Here is a 16,725-nt window from a genome sequence, read left to right on the forward strand (position 1 = left end):
CTTACTTATTGTATTATAAATTTAAATTGATGGCAATTCTACTGCTGGTGTCATACCTTCTTCGTACTCTTGTGACTCAACAACTTTTACTGAATCATCAGCGTCAACAGCTTGTTCATCTGTTTTGCTTTCCAAATCTTCATGCACAGCTTGAATCGTTTTTGTCTCAACATGTTCAGTGACAGGTGGCTGTAGGATATCATCCCACTCATCTTTCTTTACCAATTCCAACTGAGATTCTATCATTAATTGAAGTCTTTGTCTAAAGACACGGCTTTGTTTTCTTAGCTCTTCTGTCTCTTGTTCAATCTTTCTCGCTTTAGTCACTGCATCTTTTAGTAAGGCATCCGCATTGTTTTCAGCTTCATGTTTAAGATTAACTGCTTCATTATTAGCTTCTTTTGTAATCATTTCAGCTTCTTTTTCAGCATTCTTCTTCAATCGATCGGCTGCATCTTGTGCAACAATAATTGATTTATTCAAAGAGTCGTGCATTTGATCATAATTAGCTAGTTTTTCTTCAGCAAAGCTCAATCGTTTTTCGACTTCTTTTTTCTGTTTCAACAGCATCTCATAATCTTTTATAATTTGATCAAGGTAATCATTTACTTCATCTTGATCGTACCCTCTCATTTTGACAGGAAACTCTTTATTATGTATATCCATTGGAGTCAAAGCCATGGAAAACACCTCCATAATTATTTACCTGTTTAAACTGCTCCAGGCTCTCCGCTTTCTTACAAAAGCGTCAAGCCTAAATCAGTCTACTTGTTTCTGTCTAATACACCCAGGTTTAAGCGTATTTTTTCTTTTTTTGTCTTACCTTCTATTGATTGAACTCTTATTCGGCCGTACCCCCTGATGGAGATAATATCATAGATATCTAAAACGACATCCGGCCTATCAGTCTCATTCCAGTTTACTTTTACTTTTCCAGCAGCGATTAACTCTTTCGAGCGTTGCCTGGACACATTGAAAACACCTGATAACACTGTATCTAAACGTAGTGATGAGACGATTTCTGAATGTTCTTCCCATGTGTCTTTAGGGATAAGAATATCGGTATAGGGTGTTTCTTCAAGTTGAACGGCTATATTGCCAATCTTCTCAACGGATGTCAGTAAAAATGGCATAATTGATGTCTCTGTAATAAACTGCCATCTGTCGCCATCAGTAATAATATCGCCTATTGTTTCTCTCTTAATTCCTGCACCCATCAAGGTTCCCAAAATTTTCCCGTGGGATAACTCTGCGAACTTTTTGGGATACCTGACTTCTACGATCTCAATTTGAAAGTCATCCTGTTGAGGTTCAAAGTATGGTGGATAGAAAAAAAGTCGTTTTCTTTCGGCTGCTTCATAACCTCCGTACCCTTTAGACTCCACTTCAGGAAATTGCCCTAATAATGATTCAACAATATACTGTTCACGTGGATCTAAAAAAGGTGATAAATACGGTGCATAGTGAGACTCAACTTGATGCAACCAATCCAACACTTGATCGATGAACTGTTTTTCATTTTCTCTAAAATGTTGATACAGATTTTCCATATCTACCTCATCCAATAATCATTAATAAGTTGTAAAGTATATTAAAGACAGCTGCCACACCATATTCAATAAAATTCAATGCGAAAAACGCAACGAGTCCAGCTAGACTAATCATGCCTATCGGTGGAACGAATTGTCTGAATACACTAACGTATGGCTCACAAATCCGAGTAAGAAATTGACCGATTCCAGATTGATATCCACCAGGCATCCATGATAGCAAGAAATAGATGACGAGAGCATAGCGGTACAGAACTAGCCCTTGCATGACTAGGTTTTGAATAACTTGAAGTATTGAGACTATCATCTTGTTTTTCGTATCTCCGTTCTAAAATTATAATTAGAAACTATAATCGTTATTTTTTATAGCTTGTAAATCTGTTCCGTCCACTTCAAAAGACTGCGGTGTGCACATGAATATCTCATCACCTAAGCGTTGAATATCGCCCTTAATTGCATAAGTGGTGCCCATTAAGAAATCGATCATCTTTTTAGCTTGCTCTTTTTCCATTCTTCTGAAATTTAATACGACAGACTGATTGTTTAGTAATACATCCGCAATGGCTTGAGCATCAGAATACAGTCGCGGCTCCATAATTTTAATTTTAGGTTTTTTCATAGCCTGAGACTGATTGATAGCAACAACATTCTGACCTCCAACCGGTTTTTGTTCATTATAGGTATATGACGGTGTCGACATCGATTCAGCTGCTTTCTTTTTCTCTTTTTTTACTGGCTTTTCAACCACTACTTCTTCTTCATTATCAGTATCTGTATCATTCAAAGAAAAGTAATCGTTAAATTTCTGTTTGATACTCATAGTCACTCTTCCTTTCCGTCAGTTACTACTTATTTACGACGTCTTCTGAAGAAAGGTGGTGTATCCATTTCTTCTTCACTTGCATCAGTAGATGATGCGTCTTCTCTTGAGAAAAGATCCCCGGAAGCATTATCTTTTTTGTTTTCAACAATGTCATCTAAATCGGCATTGTGTCTGTCTCTTAAATTAGGTTCTTTTCTAATATCCCAGTTACCAAATGGATCATTTGATTTCACTGAATCTGTACTCGTTTTTTTGCCGGCCTTTACTTTACTAGGCTCGCTCTTTTTAGTTGCTGTTTTCTTCTCAGCGTCTATACCTGTAGCGATGACTGTTACAATAACTTCGTCGCCCAAGTCTTCGTTAATTGATGTACCGAATATGATGTTCACATCACTTGTAGCTGCCGCAGAAACAATATCAGATGCATCTTGTGCTTCGAATAAAGTTAAGTCTGACCCACCAGTAATATTTAACAGTACATTTTCTGCTCCATCAAGTGAGATTTCCAATAATGGTGAAGAAATGGCTTTTTTGGTTGCTTCTACTGTTCTGTTCTCACCTGTTGCCGTACCGATACCCATTAAAGCAGAACCTTGATTTTCCATGACTGTCTTCACGTCTGCGAAATCTAAGTTAACGTAACCAGGGTTCGTAATGAGATCAGATATTCCTTGAACACCTTGTTTAAGGACATTATCAGCTTCTCTGAACGCTTCCATCATAGGGGTTTTCTTGTCGACGATTTCAAGTAACTTATTATTAGAAATCGTAACTAAGGTATCAACGTGTTCACGCATAGCAGCGATACCTTCAGCAGCAAAGCGGCCTTTCTTAGGTCCTTCAAAGGTAAACGGTCGAGTAATAACCCCTACTGTTAATGCCCCTTGTTCTTTTGCAACTTTTGCTACGATACCAGCAGCACCTGTTCCCGTTCCGCCACCCATACCAGCAGTTACAAAGACCATGTCAGCGCCCTTAAGTGCTTCAGCAATAGCTTCTTCACTTTCCTCAGCTGATTTTCTTCCCACATCAGGATTAGCTCCAGCACCCAAACCACGAGTTAACTTTGGCCCTAATTGAATTTTTGTCTCAGCATTCATCATATCTAATGCTTGTAAATCTGTGTTAGCAACAATAAACTCAACACCTTGAACATCATCAGCGATCATTCTATTTACAGCATTTCCACCAGCACCGCCAACACCGATTACTTTTAATACGGCTCCATTGTGTCTAACGGAATCAAATTCTAAATCCATTCTTTTTCCTCCTGTTATAACTTATCAATAGTCAGTCAAAAAAACTACCAAATAACTGTTTTATACTATCCATAAATGACTTGTTTTTCGTTTCATTTTGATGGGTTGAATCTTGTTTATGTTCTACCTTTGCTGGAGAATAATTAGTTGGTGCACTGCTTGACACCGGTGAGATGTCACCAAACAATATTAATTGATTCATCACTTGGTGAATATCATCCATGTTTGCTTTATAAAAGACTAACGCTATCGCATTGGTAAAGGATGGATAACGAACACCCATAAAATCAGGTATGTACGTTTTGATGTTCACATTGAAAATCTCTTCAGCTAAGTCTGTTAACTTAGGTATAGCTGAGGTCCCTCCTGTTAGAACAATTCCACCAGGCAAATCAAGTGCGCCTATATCATCCAGCTCTTCTTTTACCTGTTCGAATATTTGAGCTAAGCGAGCTTCAATAATCTCAGCTATATACGATTCTTTCACTTTTATAGTGTGATCCTGACCAACTACATCTATTGATATGTTTTGGTCGTTTTCTGGTTCTTCGTTTCCTACAAACGCATAGCCGACTTCGCGCTTTAGCCTCTCTGCATTTTTTATAGATGTATTTAATACTACAGAAATATCTTTAGTTATATTGCTTCCGCCTTCTTTTATGACAGAAGAGAATTTAACTTGGTGATCATGAACAGCTGATACCGTTGTTTGACCGCCACCCAAGTCAATTTGAACCGTGCCAAAGCCTCGTTCATCTTCTGACATCACTAATTCAGACATCCCTTTAGGTTGGAAAATCAAGTCATCTATTGCATAACCTGCATTATTAACACTTCTTTTAATGTTGTGAAGAACCGTTTTTGATACAGATAATGCTGTTCCATACAGCTCGATTTGCTCACCGACCATCTTTCTGGGATCTTTGATGCCATCGAAACCATCCACTATAAACTCTTCTATCATGACGGATAGAAGCGTCTTGTCGGATGCAATTTTTTTATTTACTATATGACCGATCATCTTTTTTAGTACGGATTCATTTATTTCCTGTCCCGAATGCTCAATAGCACTTACAACATGAAATGGACTAATGTCAATATTTAAGGCTGGTACACCCACTATTAATGAAGCAATAGTCAAGCCTGATTTTTCTTCTGCCTGTTTTACTGCTTTACTAATTGATTGAGCTGTTTCATCTATATCTATGATTAACCCTTTATTGATACCATTTGACCGTTCACTGCCGACTCCAATAACATTCATCTGACCATTTAATACTTCAGAAACAATGACTTTTATCGAAGTGGTTCCAATATCCAAACTGGTATAAATCCCATCTTTCAATTTATTGAAACCTCCTGTCTACACTGGCAATTCTTTCTCTAGTCTAAACACTTATACATAAGAGAAGAGCTGCTTATTTTTTTACTGTTGACAATTCTCATTTTACCATAAATGCTTAGGTATAATGAATAGTCTTTAGTGATTTATCCGTTTAATTCAATTACTATTGTGTAACAAAGTAAAGCTATTCGTACATATTCGCTTTATTTACATCTTTCCCGCCTTTTTCTAGAGATATTTACTCAAGGAGCAGTCCAGAAACCTTAACTATTTTTGGAGCAACAGCATACAACAGCTAAGGTTATTATTCTTCGTCTTCGGATTCATCAAATTCTTCTAGTTCCAAACTTGCTTCTTCACTTTCAAATGGAACAAAAAATGCTCCTGCTTCTAAATCGAACGTTCCTTTCACACCATTTACAGCTTCAACCATATCAGGGTAGTAATTAATCCGTTCAGGAAAGGTAGGAATGGATGCAGTTACCTGATTTCCATCAGTCATAAACAAACGAATAAGTAAAGGATTCTCAGCATCATTGATGTGTTCAATTTCAGAAATCATCATTTTTACTTGCTCGTCCACTTCAGGATACAGTTCAAGGATTCGATCCAACTCAGGTCCCTCACTAAATCCACTCAATATGGCTTGCTTAGAATCTGGTCTTGGAATCACCTCGTCTAGAATGACACCATTTTCTAGAATTTTGCTGTAGCGATTATCATGTAACAAATAAGCTACTGCGTCATATTCATCTATTGTAATGGTGATCTCCTGAAGTCCAGATAGGGTTATCTTTGCATCTGACACTTGGGGATTTTCCTCTACAATTCGTTTTTCGGCTTCTCCTTTATTTACGTATTCTTGCCAAAGTGAGCCCCCCGAACTGATTAGACTTGCATCTAGTACGTCTTGGACATACACTTCATTCGTTCCTTCGACTGTCACTTCTTCAACTAAACTGTAAGGTGATATAACATAAAGGGACAAACCTATACTGATTAAAAAAATAGCCATAATAACTAGCCATTTTCCGATCCTTTTTTTATCCGAATGCGTGCCTTTGCTAGAGGAGCTGTTTTTTCTATTGTCATTTTCTTTATAATCGCTAGTAAAAGCGATTTTATCCCCTACTTTACCCATACTTAACTCCTATTTCTATAGACTCTAACGGATCGTTTCTACAATTAATTTGATTAGTAAATCTGATGCGTTTTGCTTGCCTAACTTTTTCGATTCCGTCGCCATAACAACCCGCTTATCTTCATTTAACATCAAATCATCTAACTCGTTTAATAATGTTGTTGGATTTAAACTATCTTCTTTAATTAATCTTGCTGCTCCCGCTACTTCCAGACTTTGGGCATTTTTTGTCTGGTGATCTTCAGTTACAAATGGACTGGGAATCAAGATACTTGGTACACCCAATGACGTAATTTCTGATAGGGTCGTCGCACCACTTCTACATACTACCAAAGAGACCGAGGCAAAGACTTCTGGCAGCTGATTGATGTAGGGTACAACTTTTATTCGTTTGGAATCTAATTCGCCAATCTCTTTAGCTACTTTTTCATAATGGTCTTCTCCAGTGACGAATAATATCTGGTATGGTCGTTTAATTAATTCGCTCATACTGTCTGTTACGACTTCATTTATTTTTTGAGCGCCTCTACTTCCTCCAAAAAAAACTACTGTCTCTTTCGAAGGATCTAAGTTATATTGATTCAAGATATCTGTTTTCTCAAGTAAAGCCACTTCTTGAGCTCTGGGATTTCCAGTAAAATGCACCTTGTGTTCATTGCCTTTAAATTGATTAATGGCTTCTTGGAAACCAACAGCAATAGCAGAAACATGTTTGGCCAGGAATTTATTCGTTACTCCTGCTACACTATTTTGTTCATGAACAATCGTCGGTATAGATAATTTAGACGCTGCATAACAGACCGGTGCACTAACATAGCCACCTGTTCCTATAACCGCATCCGGCTTAAAGTCTTTAATGATTTTTTTTGCTTTACTCATAGATGACAAGAATAACCTCACTGTTTTTAAGTTATATTTCAGTCCAGCGAAAGATAGGTCTCTCTTAAACCCTTCTACGTTAATGGCTGTAAATGGAACACCGTGACGAGGAACTATGCGACTTTCCAAGCCTCTTTCCGTTCCTACATACAAAAATTCTGTATTGCTATGAAGGTCACTTATTCGTTCGATTAAAGCAAGAGCAGGATAAATGTGTCCACCTGTTCCGCCGCCAGTTACTAATATTTTCATGGCTGATGCACGCGTGTGCCTATCCTCCTCAGTTCTCCTGTTTTATTCGTTCAATTTGTTCAAGGAAGTCATTTCCTCTTAACTCAAAGTTATCATATTGATCCCAACTTGCACAAGCCGGCGAGAGAAGAATGGTGTCTCCTTCTTCGCTTAATTGAAAGGCAGCTTGTGTGGCTTCTCTTACTGTTTTAACTTCAACAACTTGATTTACACCTGCTTGCTTAGCCACTTCAGCGAGTTTAGCTGCAGACTCTCCAAAGGTTACCAATCCTTTTACTCGCTCTGATAAAACGGGCATTAAATCTTGGAAGGTCTCTCCTCTATCAAGTCCGCCTGCAATTAGCACGAGTGGTTTATTGAAACCTTTCAACGCATGAACGGTTGCTAATGTATTGGTTGCCTTTGAATCGTTATAAATATCTCGTCCATATACTTGATCAACATATTGCATACGATGAGGGACACCTTTGAACTGATTAAACACTTTACGAATTGTCTCGTTAGTCACGCCTTTTAATTTTGCAACGGCGATAGCTGCCAGTGCATTCTCCAAGTTGTGTTCGCCAGGTATAGTCACGTCAGCCACTTTCATGACCGTTTCCCCATTAAAGACGATAGTATTGTTCTTCAAATATACTCCGGTTTCCAGTTGTTTTTTTCTGGAAAAAGGGAGCCGTTTGGCTTTACTGTTGTTCATTACCCAGTCAGACAATTCGGATTGATCCGCGTTATAAATAAGAACATCGGCTTCTGTCTGATTTTTAGTAATTGCTAATTTAGCTTTAACATACTCATCTCTCGTTTTATGATAATCAAGATGAGCGGAATAAATGTTTAAAATAATGGCAATGTGTGGTTTAAATTGTTCCGTACCCATCAATTGGAAACTGGATACTTCCATAACAATGTCATCTTCACTAGTAGATGTTTGAGTCAATAAACTGGCAGGTGTACCAATATTTCCTACAGCATACACTTGTCCAGATGAACGCTCAGCATCCAACACAGCTTCGATCATTTTAGTTGTTGTCGTTTTTCCATTGGTTCCTGTAATAGCAACAATGGGGCTTTCAGAAACCAAGTAGGCCAATTCTATTTCTGTATAAATAGGAATAGACCGTTTGATTGCTTCTCTTAATAGACTATTGCTATAAGGTATGCCTGGATTTTTAACAATATAATCAACCTGTTGGTCTAATAACTCCAACGGGTGGCTCCCTGAAACGACGGTGACACCGCGGCTTTTTAATTCGTTAGCTTGATCATCATCGTCTAAGTTTTTAAAGTCGTTCACGGTTACTTTTGCACCTAGCTTTAATAACAGATTAGTTGCACTGTATCCACTAACAGCTAAGCCTAGTACGAGAACGTGTGTATTATTGAATTGCTGAATAGCTTTCATATATCTCCCTCTATATCTTGTCGATTTCGCTTTTTTTTTATAAAAAGGTGCGGTTAATAGACTTTTTACCGCAATATAGTTGAAAAAAACTGGAAGCAGAAAGCTACTACCAGTTTTTCGAGGTATTTAAATAGTTAGTAACACAAGTAGTGATGCAATCAATGTGATGCTGGAAAAGATGATAACAATCTTCCATTCACTCCAACCGACTAGTTCAAAATGGTGATGAATTGGACTCATTTTAAACACGCGTTTATCTCTTGTTTTCATTGATGTGACTTGAATCATCACACTGGCCGTTTCAAAAACAAAGATTATACCAATAAGCAGCAGAGTCCATTCCTGATTCAACACAATGGATACCCCAGCTAAGCCAGCGCCTAAAGCTAAAGATCCGACATCACCCATAAAAATTTTGGCCGGTTTTTTATTAAATAGAAAGAATGCCAGCAAGGCTCCCATAGCAGATAATGTAAATAGTGCAACGTCATATTGAGATTGCCATATAGCAATAACCGTGTATGCTCCATAAGCTAAAAAACCAGTCGAAGCCAATAAGCCATCTATTCCGTCGGTTAGATTTGTTGCGTTTGAAAAGCCCACCATCCAAAATAAGACAAACAAAATATAAAAGATGCCAAGGTCAAGTTCAATACCGAACGGCAATTGAACGGTTTGCAAATCGATAAGTTGATTTAAGCCAAAATAAAAGATGACGGCACCAACGATTTGTCCCATTAATTTCTGAAGACTTGTTAAACCTAAATTTCTCTTCATAACGACCTTTATATAATCATCAACGAATCCAATAGCTGCATAGACGACAAATATAAAGGACAATAATAATGTCGTTCCAGAATGATAATCAAACAGCAAGGCGAATAGTATACTTGAAAAAACAATCCCTACAAGAATGGATACTCCACCCATAGTTGGCGTACCTGATTTAACACCATGCCACGTCGGACCTTTTTCTTTCGTTATTTGTCCTAATTGCTTTCTCTTAAAATAATTGATAACAGCTGGCATTAAACCGGCTGTCACTAACCCACCCAGTAAAAATGGATAGAAAAGATTCGTTTGTTCCATAGACTATTCCTTTCTATTGCATAGCAAAATATAATGTTACTGCGGTGGACTTAGAGTGATGAACAGTTCCATCCCCGTTTCAATGTATGCATTTTGGGACAGACTCTGTTCACTAACATACCCTTCTCCCTCAAAGCTGACATTTATGCCAGTCAATTCGGCCAGTCTTAATACATCGCTTCTAGACCACCCAGTCAAATCAGGCAAAGTCATCGCACCATTTGTTAAAAGCATGATTCGATACGAATCGTTCACTGAAGAGTCTGGAAGTGGAAATTGTTGAACAATGGTATCGCCAGAACCAATCACCTCAAACACTTTACCTTCTTGGGTAAACTGCTGTATCACTGATTGAGTATCCTCTTGAACGACATTTTCCATTTTATTTCCTTCGATTTCAGTTTGCGCAGATGAGCTTCCCTCATTGACAACATACTCCAAAGCACGTTTCATAAATGGATTATATATTTTTTGAACGACTTGAGAGCCATGGAAGGTACCATTTAATTTCGGCTGCTGAACTGTTACATATAATATTAATTCAGGGTCATCCAAAGGCGCCATTCCGACAACGGAATAGAGGTAGTCTGACCCACCGGCTATATATTTTCCAGTTTCTGGATCAACTATTTGTGCAGTTCCTGTTTTGGTTGCCGTTATATGTCCTTCTATCTCAAAGCCTTTCGCATTACCTTCTTCACTGTATACTGTCTCTTTAAGATATTCAAGTGTTTTGTCAGCCGTTTCTTTAGTAATCAATGTCTCTGTTTCATTTACTTTTGTTTCTTGGACACCGCCAGTGGCTGTATTAGACAATTTGCTGACTAAATGGGGCTCAACCATTTTCCCGCCATTCGCAATAGCAGAAAATGCTCTCAACATTTGAACTGGAGTTACGGTTATCCCTTGACCAAAGCCTGTATTGATACGTTGCAATGGCCATTCATAAGGATTGCTTCCCGTAGTTTCATTCGGGAGAGATATACCAGTACGTGTGCCAAAGCCAAAATCATCCAAATAAGTCTTCCATGTATCGTGACCCATTTCTTCAATCATGTGTACAAATCCGACGTTACTAGATCTCGCCAGGCCTTCTAAATAAGTAATGGTGCCCCATCCGTCTCGATTAACATCTCGAACGAGACCTCCAGCTACTTCAATCCGTCCAGATTTAAAATAATCATACGGACGAAACGTCCCTTCTTGTATAGCTGCAGCTAAAGTCATGACTTTCATAGTTGATCCTGGTTCTATAGCATACTCTACTAACATGTTTTGCCATGACTGTTCAATACCTTCTTTAGTAATCGGATTAAATGTTGGACGTTGAGAACTGGCTAATATCTCACCCGTTTTTGCATTCATTAAGTTAGCTGTCATAGCCACAGGTTCGTGCATCTCTTCCACTTCTGACATGATGCTTTCCAAAAATATTTGAAGGCGTCGATCAATGGTTAAATGGATATCCTGACCATCTATTGGATCTTGTTGTTCAATATCTTGCCCTGGTATGACATAACCAAATCGATCACGTTGGTACTTCATCCAACCATTCTGACCACTCAAGGTATCATCGAATTCCTTTTCCAGCCCCAGTATACCCTCTAATTTCTTATCCTTTACCTCTTCATCGTCATTGTTTTGTTGAGCCAGACCAATCGTGTGAGAAGCAAAAATACCATTAGGGTAAAAGCGACTTTGTTTCTCTTCAAAGGTAATACCTGTTAATTCTTTTTCTTCCAATTCTTCCTTAATCGTACTCATGACTTCATAAGTTAAATTATTTCCTGCTTTACCAAATTCGACTTGGTTGTTATCACGAGTTAATCTATCCAAAAGTTCTTCTTCACTCATCGATATGTGCTTCGCCAGTACAGAAGCAACCTCATTCGCCTCTTCAATATGAATCGGTCTATTTGGTGTTGACCACTCGTCCGTTAACACGGCAATCATCTTATAGGTTGTGGCATCCAGAGCTATAGGATTACCATTTGTATCATAAATAGTGCCTCTTTTAGCAGGGAGAACCGTATTGCGTGTATACAAACGCTGGACATTTTGTTCTAAGTTTTCCCCATTCACTTCCCCTTTTACCATAATCCAGGTAAAACGGAAAAACACACTTAAAAACAAGAGAATGCTCACAACATATAAAACAATGGCCATATATTTCCGGTTTCTAAGAGGTTTTGTTTCCTTAACCTTTTTTTGCCACTTTTTCATTTAAATACATTCCTAATTTGTTCCTCGTTCATCTCCAGTCCGTGATCCTTTGCGATGGAGTAAACTCTGTCGTATCTAGACAGTTCATGAATTTTTTGTTCATAGTTTTCATTTTGAATTTGAACGGTTACAGCTTGTGTTTCAAGATCTTGAATGGTTCGATTCATAGTGGATAATTGCATGGATAAGGCGATGTGCCCGACTGCAATCGCTAATAAAATGATGCCAAACAGACTTAATACAGCTATTTCTAACTGCGTAAAAACCTTATGTATGGGTTTAGTCTTCTGACCTTTTTTAGGTTCACCTGAGGGAGTTATAGAAGGTTCTCGTAACGGTTGAGCTGTTAAAGGTTCTGCCTCATTGACGAGTTGGCGTGCTAAATTATCATTCATCATGTTTAATGCTCTCCTTCTTTTTTTCTAGTCTATTTCCTTTTGCTTTTCTGCTATACGCAGTTTCGCACTTCTTGCCCTGTTATTGGCTTCTAATTCTTCTGCATTAGGTAAGATTGGCTTCCTATTAATGAGCTTTAAAAGTGGTTGATACTCATCAGGTATGACAGGTAAGCCTCTTGGCAAGTCAGGCAGTTGAGAGTAGCTTTTGAAGAGTTGCTTTACTATACGATCTTCGAGAGAATGGAAAGTGATGACACTCAAACGCCCATTAATAGCTAATAAAGCAATTGCTTCTTCAAGAGACGCTTCTAATGCTCCTAATTCATCGTTTACTGCGATTCTAATCGCTTGAAAGGTACGTTTGGCCGGATGGCCGCCTTTGCGTCGTGCAGGAGCTGGTATCGCGTCCTTTATTATCTCAACCAATTCTTGTGTGGTTTCAATGGGCTCAACTTCTCTTCTTGCTTCGATTTTTCTAGCTATCTGTTTGGAAAACTTCTCTTCTCCATAGCGGAAAAATATTCGCACTAAATCGTTAAAGTCCCACTCATTCACCACCGTACGAGCTGATAATTGCTGCTCTTGATTCATTCTCATGTCTAAGGCTGCATCGTTATGGTAACTAAATCCGCGTTCAGTGATGTCTAGTTGTGGAGAGGATACCCCTAAGTCGTAAAGAATCCCATCTATTTTTGTTACACCGTGCTTTTTCAACGATTCTTTTAGGTAACGGAAATTAGAATGAATAAAGGTTACTTTGCCTTTTTCTACTTCCTCTTTCAGTACTATTTTTGCATGTTCAATAGCTGATATATCTTGATCAAACGCATATAAGTGACCTTTATCATTTAACTGGCTTAAAATTAAAGCACTGTGCCCTGCTCCACCTAATGTGCCGTCAACATAAATGCCGTCAGGTTTAATATTTAAACCGTCAACCGTTTCATGGAGCAGTACAGTTTCGTGATTGAATTCCGACACATCTAGTCCCCCTTTTTATTCATTTCTTTTTTAGTTTATTTATTAACTTCTTGTTTTTATCTTAGTGTTCCTTTTAAAGGTGATGAATTAGAACCCAAAATCAATCATTTCTTCAGCAATGTCCTCAAAGGTTTTATCGGCATCGTCTGCAAATGCTGTCCATCGCTCTTCGCTCCATATTTCAATACGATCAGAAACGCCGATAATGTAACAGCCTTTAATTAGTTCTGCATGTCCAATAAGTGTATTCGGTATATTGATTCTTCCTTGTTTATCTAATGAGCACTCTGTTGCTGCAGAATACAAAAATCGAGTAAAGGTTCTGGATTCTTTTTTTGCTAATGGGAGTTGCTTTAGTTTTTCTACTAAAACTTCCCACTCTTTCAATGGGTAGCCGAACAAACAACCGTCCAGCCCGCGGGTTACAATGAATCGTTCCCCCAAATCATCTCTGAATTTGGAAGGAATTATTAAACGTCCTTTAGCATCAACTGAATGTTTATACTCGCCTAATAACATGTCATTGCCCCCTTCCCCACTTATATGGCATAGTCTACCACATTCCACCACTTTCCACCACCGCATTTTAGAAAATAACACACAACTGTAACCTAAGAAAACTGCATAGGAACAAGCGTTTCCTTTAAAAAAAGAACCACCAATCACCATGCGAGCAGCAAGTGATTGATGGTTCCTATTTTAAACTAAATGAGGTAATTCATGAGTAACCATCCTGATCCAAATAGATGGAGTGTTATAAGAATAAGAAACACCACTCGCCACCACTTACGAAAAAACAAATAAAACGTAAGCGTTTGTGTTTTAAATGTAAAATAAGTGGCCATTAGGATGCCGGGAATGGATAGTAATATAATCAAGTGGGGAATGATATTGCGTTCTAAAGCGATATTTCCAATGATCATCAGCATGATGAACAAATAAGGAATCAGAAGGTCCACGACTCTAACTGACAAATGAAGCAGGCGAAATTGACGATTTATCTTTTTGGAAAACAAGAGCACGATATAAGGAATAATATAAAACAGGAGAATCATTCCACTCTCAGTTATAATATTCATAGATTCACTTCCATTTCTATGTACAAAGCAGACTATAGTTTCTTCCATATAATAACAGAAAAAGTGTTCATGGCAATAGCCACAAACACTTTTTGAACTCAATTGAAATCTGCCAAAGGCATATCAATGAATGAGTTAGTATTATCCTTCTTTGCTTACTACCTCTTTACCTGCGTAAAATCCACAAGATGGACAAACATGGTGATTACGTTTCACTTCACCACAATTTGGACAATCACTCATGTTTGGAAGGTCCAATTTTAAATGAGTACGTCTTTTTGCTTTTCTAGTAGTAGATGTTCTTCTTTTAGGTACTGCCATTTTCCAACACACCTCCTTAAAAGGATTCGATTCTGGGATTCACATATCATTATTGTCAATTAATTTTCGTTATCTTCTTCAGGAAACAAATTTTTCAGTGCAGCAAAACGAGGATCGCCTTCTTCATCATTGGAATGAAAAGCTTTCTCTTCGTATATGTCTTCTGTCAGGACTTTCCAATTCTTACCGCTAGGCAATTGATTGGATTTTAGTTCCTCTTCAGTAAATACTTGAGTCGGTTTATTGGTTAAGATAGCATCTTCAAGAGGCTTCCTCAAATCAAGTATCGGATCAGACAATTGCTCTACAATCTCGTCGTCTTCAAACTGTTCGGGTTGAACAGAGGATTCTGGTCCCAGATATATTTCTGAAAAGAAAAAATTTAAGGGAGTTTCCACTGGTTCAAGTGAGCGGGATGACGGTAAGGTAATCTGAGTAGAAACAGTCAGATTTACCAAAAAGACGGAATGTTGTTCGACTTTTATCGTTCCATTCAATTCAACAGGATTAACAGATAATAATTCGCTATCGCGCTTTTTTAATGATTGTTCCAAATCAATCGTCCCATTCAATGATAGGGAATCACCTTGATATTTCTTCAATTCATTTAATGCCCATTTAATTTTCATGATTTCACCTCAGGTTGATCATACTTAAAACAAATGGTTATCAGCAAGGATGGCTATCTATGTTTCGGTTAGCCTCTTACTTGGGCAACAAAAATTATTATACTAGTAAGAGGGATGAATGTCAATAAATTTAATAGGTTTTCGCTTATAATCTTGACTCTTTATTGATTTTTGGTCGGCTAATTGATACACATTGCCAGCCAAAATAGTCAAGTCCATCTGTTCACTCGTTTTTTGGTTAACATTAGTAATAAACGGAACGGATGATTCATGCTTTATTTGACTCAAGTGTTGCTGCCCTTTCGAAGTAAAACCGAGTACCCTTAAGCCTCTGACGTCATTCACCTTGCTTAAGACACTTTGTTTGGATTGCTTTAACAAAATATACACACACAACCTTTGCAACCTTGCCCAAGTCAATTGTTTTGTTTTCAGCTTTGTTAAAAACTCTTCCATACTAAATGAATGGGCAACGACTTTCTTAAGTCGGTATTCCAGTCCTTTTTCCATTAGATAAACGTCAGCCAATTCCTCTAACGGAGTGACAGTGATTGTGTATTTTAAATAAGCAAAAAAGTCATCCCATGAGATCAAGCGGTTGGTCTTTAGTTCGTGAAGGGTTTCATTCGGCACAACAGCTGCTATATCTTCCCAAACTGGTTGTTGACTCAATGCGGCTTGTCGGATAGCTGTTCCACTGGCGGTCTGGTCATGACGAGCGATACGTTTGTCACTATGCTGACTACCTTTCCTTTGAATAGTCAGCAAGTCCATCCCACTGTTTTGCTTGATGACTTCTCTCGCATAAGAAAACCCCAACATATTATTCGGCTGATTTAAATCAATAGGAAAGTCAGGAATAATTTGCTTAATGATAACTCCCATTGTGTGAGCATAGGTCGATTGCTGTTGATAATGGTTTTTAAATTGTTCATCCAGTGTATCTTCATGTTCTAAATATTGTCGAGCAGCTTCATAAAAATCAGCTCCGGAACCTGTTTCACTTCCGAAGCTGAGCGTGTCACACTTTAATAAATCAAGTATGGCAACCGACCCTTTTGAAAAGAAATCCGCTGGCTGCACACTATATTCAATAGGTAATTCAACTACTAAATCAGCACCATGTTGCAAAGCCAATTGAGCTCTTACCCATTTATTAAGCATAGCAGGCTCTCCGCGTTGAAGAAAATTGCCACTCATAACAACAACCATGACCTCTGCACCTGATCGGTCTTTTGCCTTCTTTAATTGATAGGCATGACCATTATGGAAAGGATTGTATTCAGCTATCACTCCACACGCTTTCATAGTCGCCTCCTTCATGCAGTCTCTCATACTACCACCATCACTCTTT

At 38.1% G+C, this 16,725-nt stretch carries 18 protein-coding genes; all 18 read right to left on the reverse strand.

Annotated elements, in window-relative coordinates; genetic code table 11:
- Positions 1-21: 21 nt before the first annotated feature.
- The gene (locus C3945_RS00720) at positions 22-681 is read right to left on the reverse strand and encodes a DivIVA domain-containing protein (RefSeq protein WP_161877758.1); all 660 of its coding nucleotides are present in this window, start codon (positions 679-681) and stop codon (positions 22-24) included.
- Between the two features lie 83 nt (positions 682-764).
- Positions 765-1,550, reverse strand: a complete 786-nt coding sequence (locus C3945_RS00725) for a YlmH family RNA-binding protein (RefSeq protein WP_161877759.1) — start codon at positions 1,548-1,550, stop codon at positions 765-767.
- A 7-nt stretch (positions 1,551-1,557) separates the two neighbouring features.
- On the reverse strand, positions 1,558-1,857 hold the full coding sequence (locus tag C3945_RS00730; protein ID WP_202623255.1) for a YggT family protein: 300 nt from the start codon (positions 1,855-1,857) through the stop codon (positions 1,558-1,560).
- Between the two features lie 33 nt (positions 1,858-1,890).
- Positions 1,891-2,370, reverse strand: coding sequence for a cell division protein SepF (locus C3945_RS00735; RefSeq protein ID WP_161877760.1), 480 nt, complete (start codon positions 2,368-2,370; stop codon positions 1,891-1,893).
- 29 nt (positions 2,371-2,399) lie between these two features.
- The gene (gene ftsZ / locus C3945_RS00740) at positions 2,400-3,632 is read right to left on the reverse strand and encodes a cell division protein FtsZ (protein ID WP_161877761.1); all 1,233 of its coding nucleotides are present in this window, start codon (positions 3,630-3,632) and stop codon (positions 2,400-2,402) included.
- A 31-nt stretch (positions 3,633-3,663) separates the two neighbouring features.
- Positions 3,664-4,977, reverse strand: coding sequence for a cell division protein FtsA (gene ftsA, locus C3945_RS00745; RefSeq protein ID WP_161877762.1), 1,314 nt, complete (start codon positions 4,975-4,977; stop codon positions 3,664-3,666).
- 304 nt (positions 4,978-5,281) lie between these two features.
- Positions 5,282-6,118, reverse strand: a complete 837-nt coding sequence (locus C3945_RS00750; protein ID WP_161877763.1) for a cell division protein FtsQ/DivIB — start codon at positions 6,116-6,118, stop codon at positions 5,282-5,284.
- A gap of 24 nt (positions 6,119-6,142) precedes the next feature.
- A complete protein-coding gene (gene murG, locus C3945_RS00755; protein WP_161877764.1) occupies positions 6,143-7,249 on the reverse strand; it encodes an undecaprenyldiphospho-muramoylpentapeptide beta-N-acetylglucosaminyltransferase in 1,107 nt (368 codons plus the stop codon).
- 28 nt (positions 7,250-7,277) lie between these two features.
- A complete protein-coding gene (gene murD / locus C3945_RS00760) occupies positions 7,278-8,651 on the reverse strand; it encodes a UDP-N-acetylmuramoyl-L-alanine--D-glutamate ligase (protein WP_161877765.1) in 1,374 nt (457 codons plus the stop codon).
- 126 nt (positions 8,652-8,777) lie between these two features.
- Positions 8,778-9,740: a phospho-N-acetylmuramoyl-pentapeptide-transferase gene (gene mraY, locus C3945_RS00765; protein ID WP_161877766.1), complete on the reverse strand. Its 963-nt coding sequence runs from the start codon at positions 9,738-9,740 to the stop codon at positions 8,778-8,780.
- 36 nt (positions 9,741-9,776) lie between these two features.
- Complete coding sequence (locus C3945_RS00770; protein ID WP_161877767.1) at positions 9,777-11,963, reverse strand: penicillin-binding transpeptidase domain-containing protein; 2,187 nt, start codon at positions 11,961-11,963, stop codon at positions 9,777-9,779.
- Positions 11,960-12,361, reverse strand: coding sequence for a cell division protein FtsL (gene ftsL / locus C3945_RS00775; RefSeq protein WP_161877768.1), 402 nt, complete (start codon positions 12,359-12,361; stop codon positions 11,960-11,962). Before ftsL ends, C3945_RS00770 begins: the two co-directional genes overlap by 4 nt.
- A gap of 24 nt (positions 12,362-12,385) precedes the next feature.
- Positions 12,386-13,342, reverse strand: coding sequence for a 16S rRNA (cytosine(1402)-N(4))-methyltransferase RsmH (gene rsmH / locus C3945_RS00780; protein WP_161877769.1), 957 nt, complete (start codon positions 13,340-13,342; stop codon positions 12,386-12,388).
- A gap of 87 nt (positions 13,343-13,429) precedes the next feature.
- Complete coding sequence (gene mraZ, locus C3945_RS00785) at positions 13,430-13,861, reverse strand: division/cell wall cluster transcriptional repressor MraZ (RefSeq protein ID WP_161877770.1); 432 nt, start codon at positions 13,859-13,861, stop codon at positions 13,430-13,432.
- A 185-nt stretch (positions 13,862-14,046) separates the two neighbouring features.
- The gene (locus tag C3945_RS00790) at positions 14,047-14,421 is read right to left on the reverse strand and encodes a DUF3397 family protein (protein ID WP_161877771.1); all 375 of its coding nucleotides are present in this window, start codon (positions 14,419-14,421) and stop codon (positions 14,047-14,049) included.
- 141 nt (positions 14,422-14,562) lie between these two features.
- A complete protein-coding gene (gene rpmF, locus C3945_RS00795; protein WP_161877772.1) occupies positions 14,563-14,742 on the reverse strand; it encodes a 50S ribosomal protein L32 in 180 nt (59 codons plus the stop codon).
- A gap of 59 nt (positions 14,743-14,801) precedes the next feature.
- The gene (locus C3945_RS00800; protein WP_161877773.1) at positions 14,802-15,371 is read right to left on the reverse strand and encodes a YceD family protein; all 570 of its coding nucleotides are present in this window, start codon (positions 15,369-15,371) and stop codon (positions 14,802-14,804) included.
- Between the two features lie 102 nt (positions 15,372-15,473).
- A complete protein-coding gene (locus tag C3945_RS00805; RefSeq protein WP_161877774.1) occupies positions 15,474-16,679 on the reverse strand; it encodes a nucleotidyltransferase in 1,206 nt (401 codons plus the stop codon).
- Positions 16,680-16,725: the final 46 nt, after the last annotated feature.

The organism is Alkalibacterium sp. MB6, from assembly GCF_009935905.1.
GTDB lineage: Bacteria > Bacillota > Bacilli > Lactobacillales > Carnobacteriaceae_A > Alkalibacterium.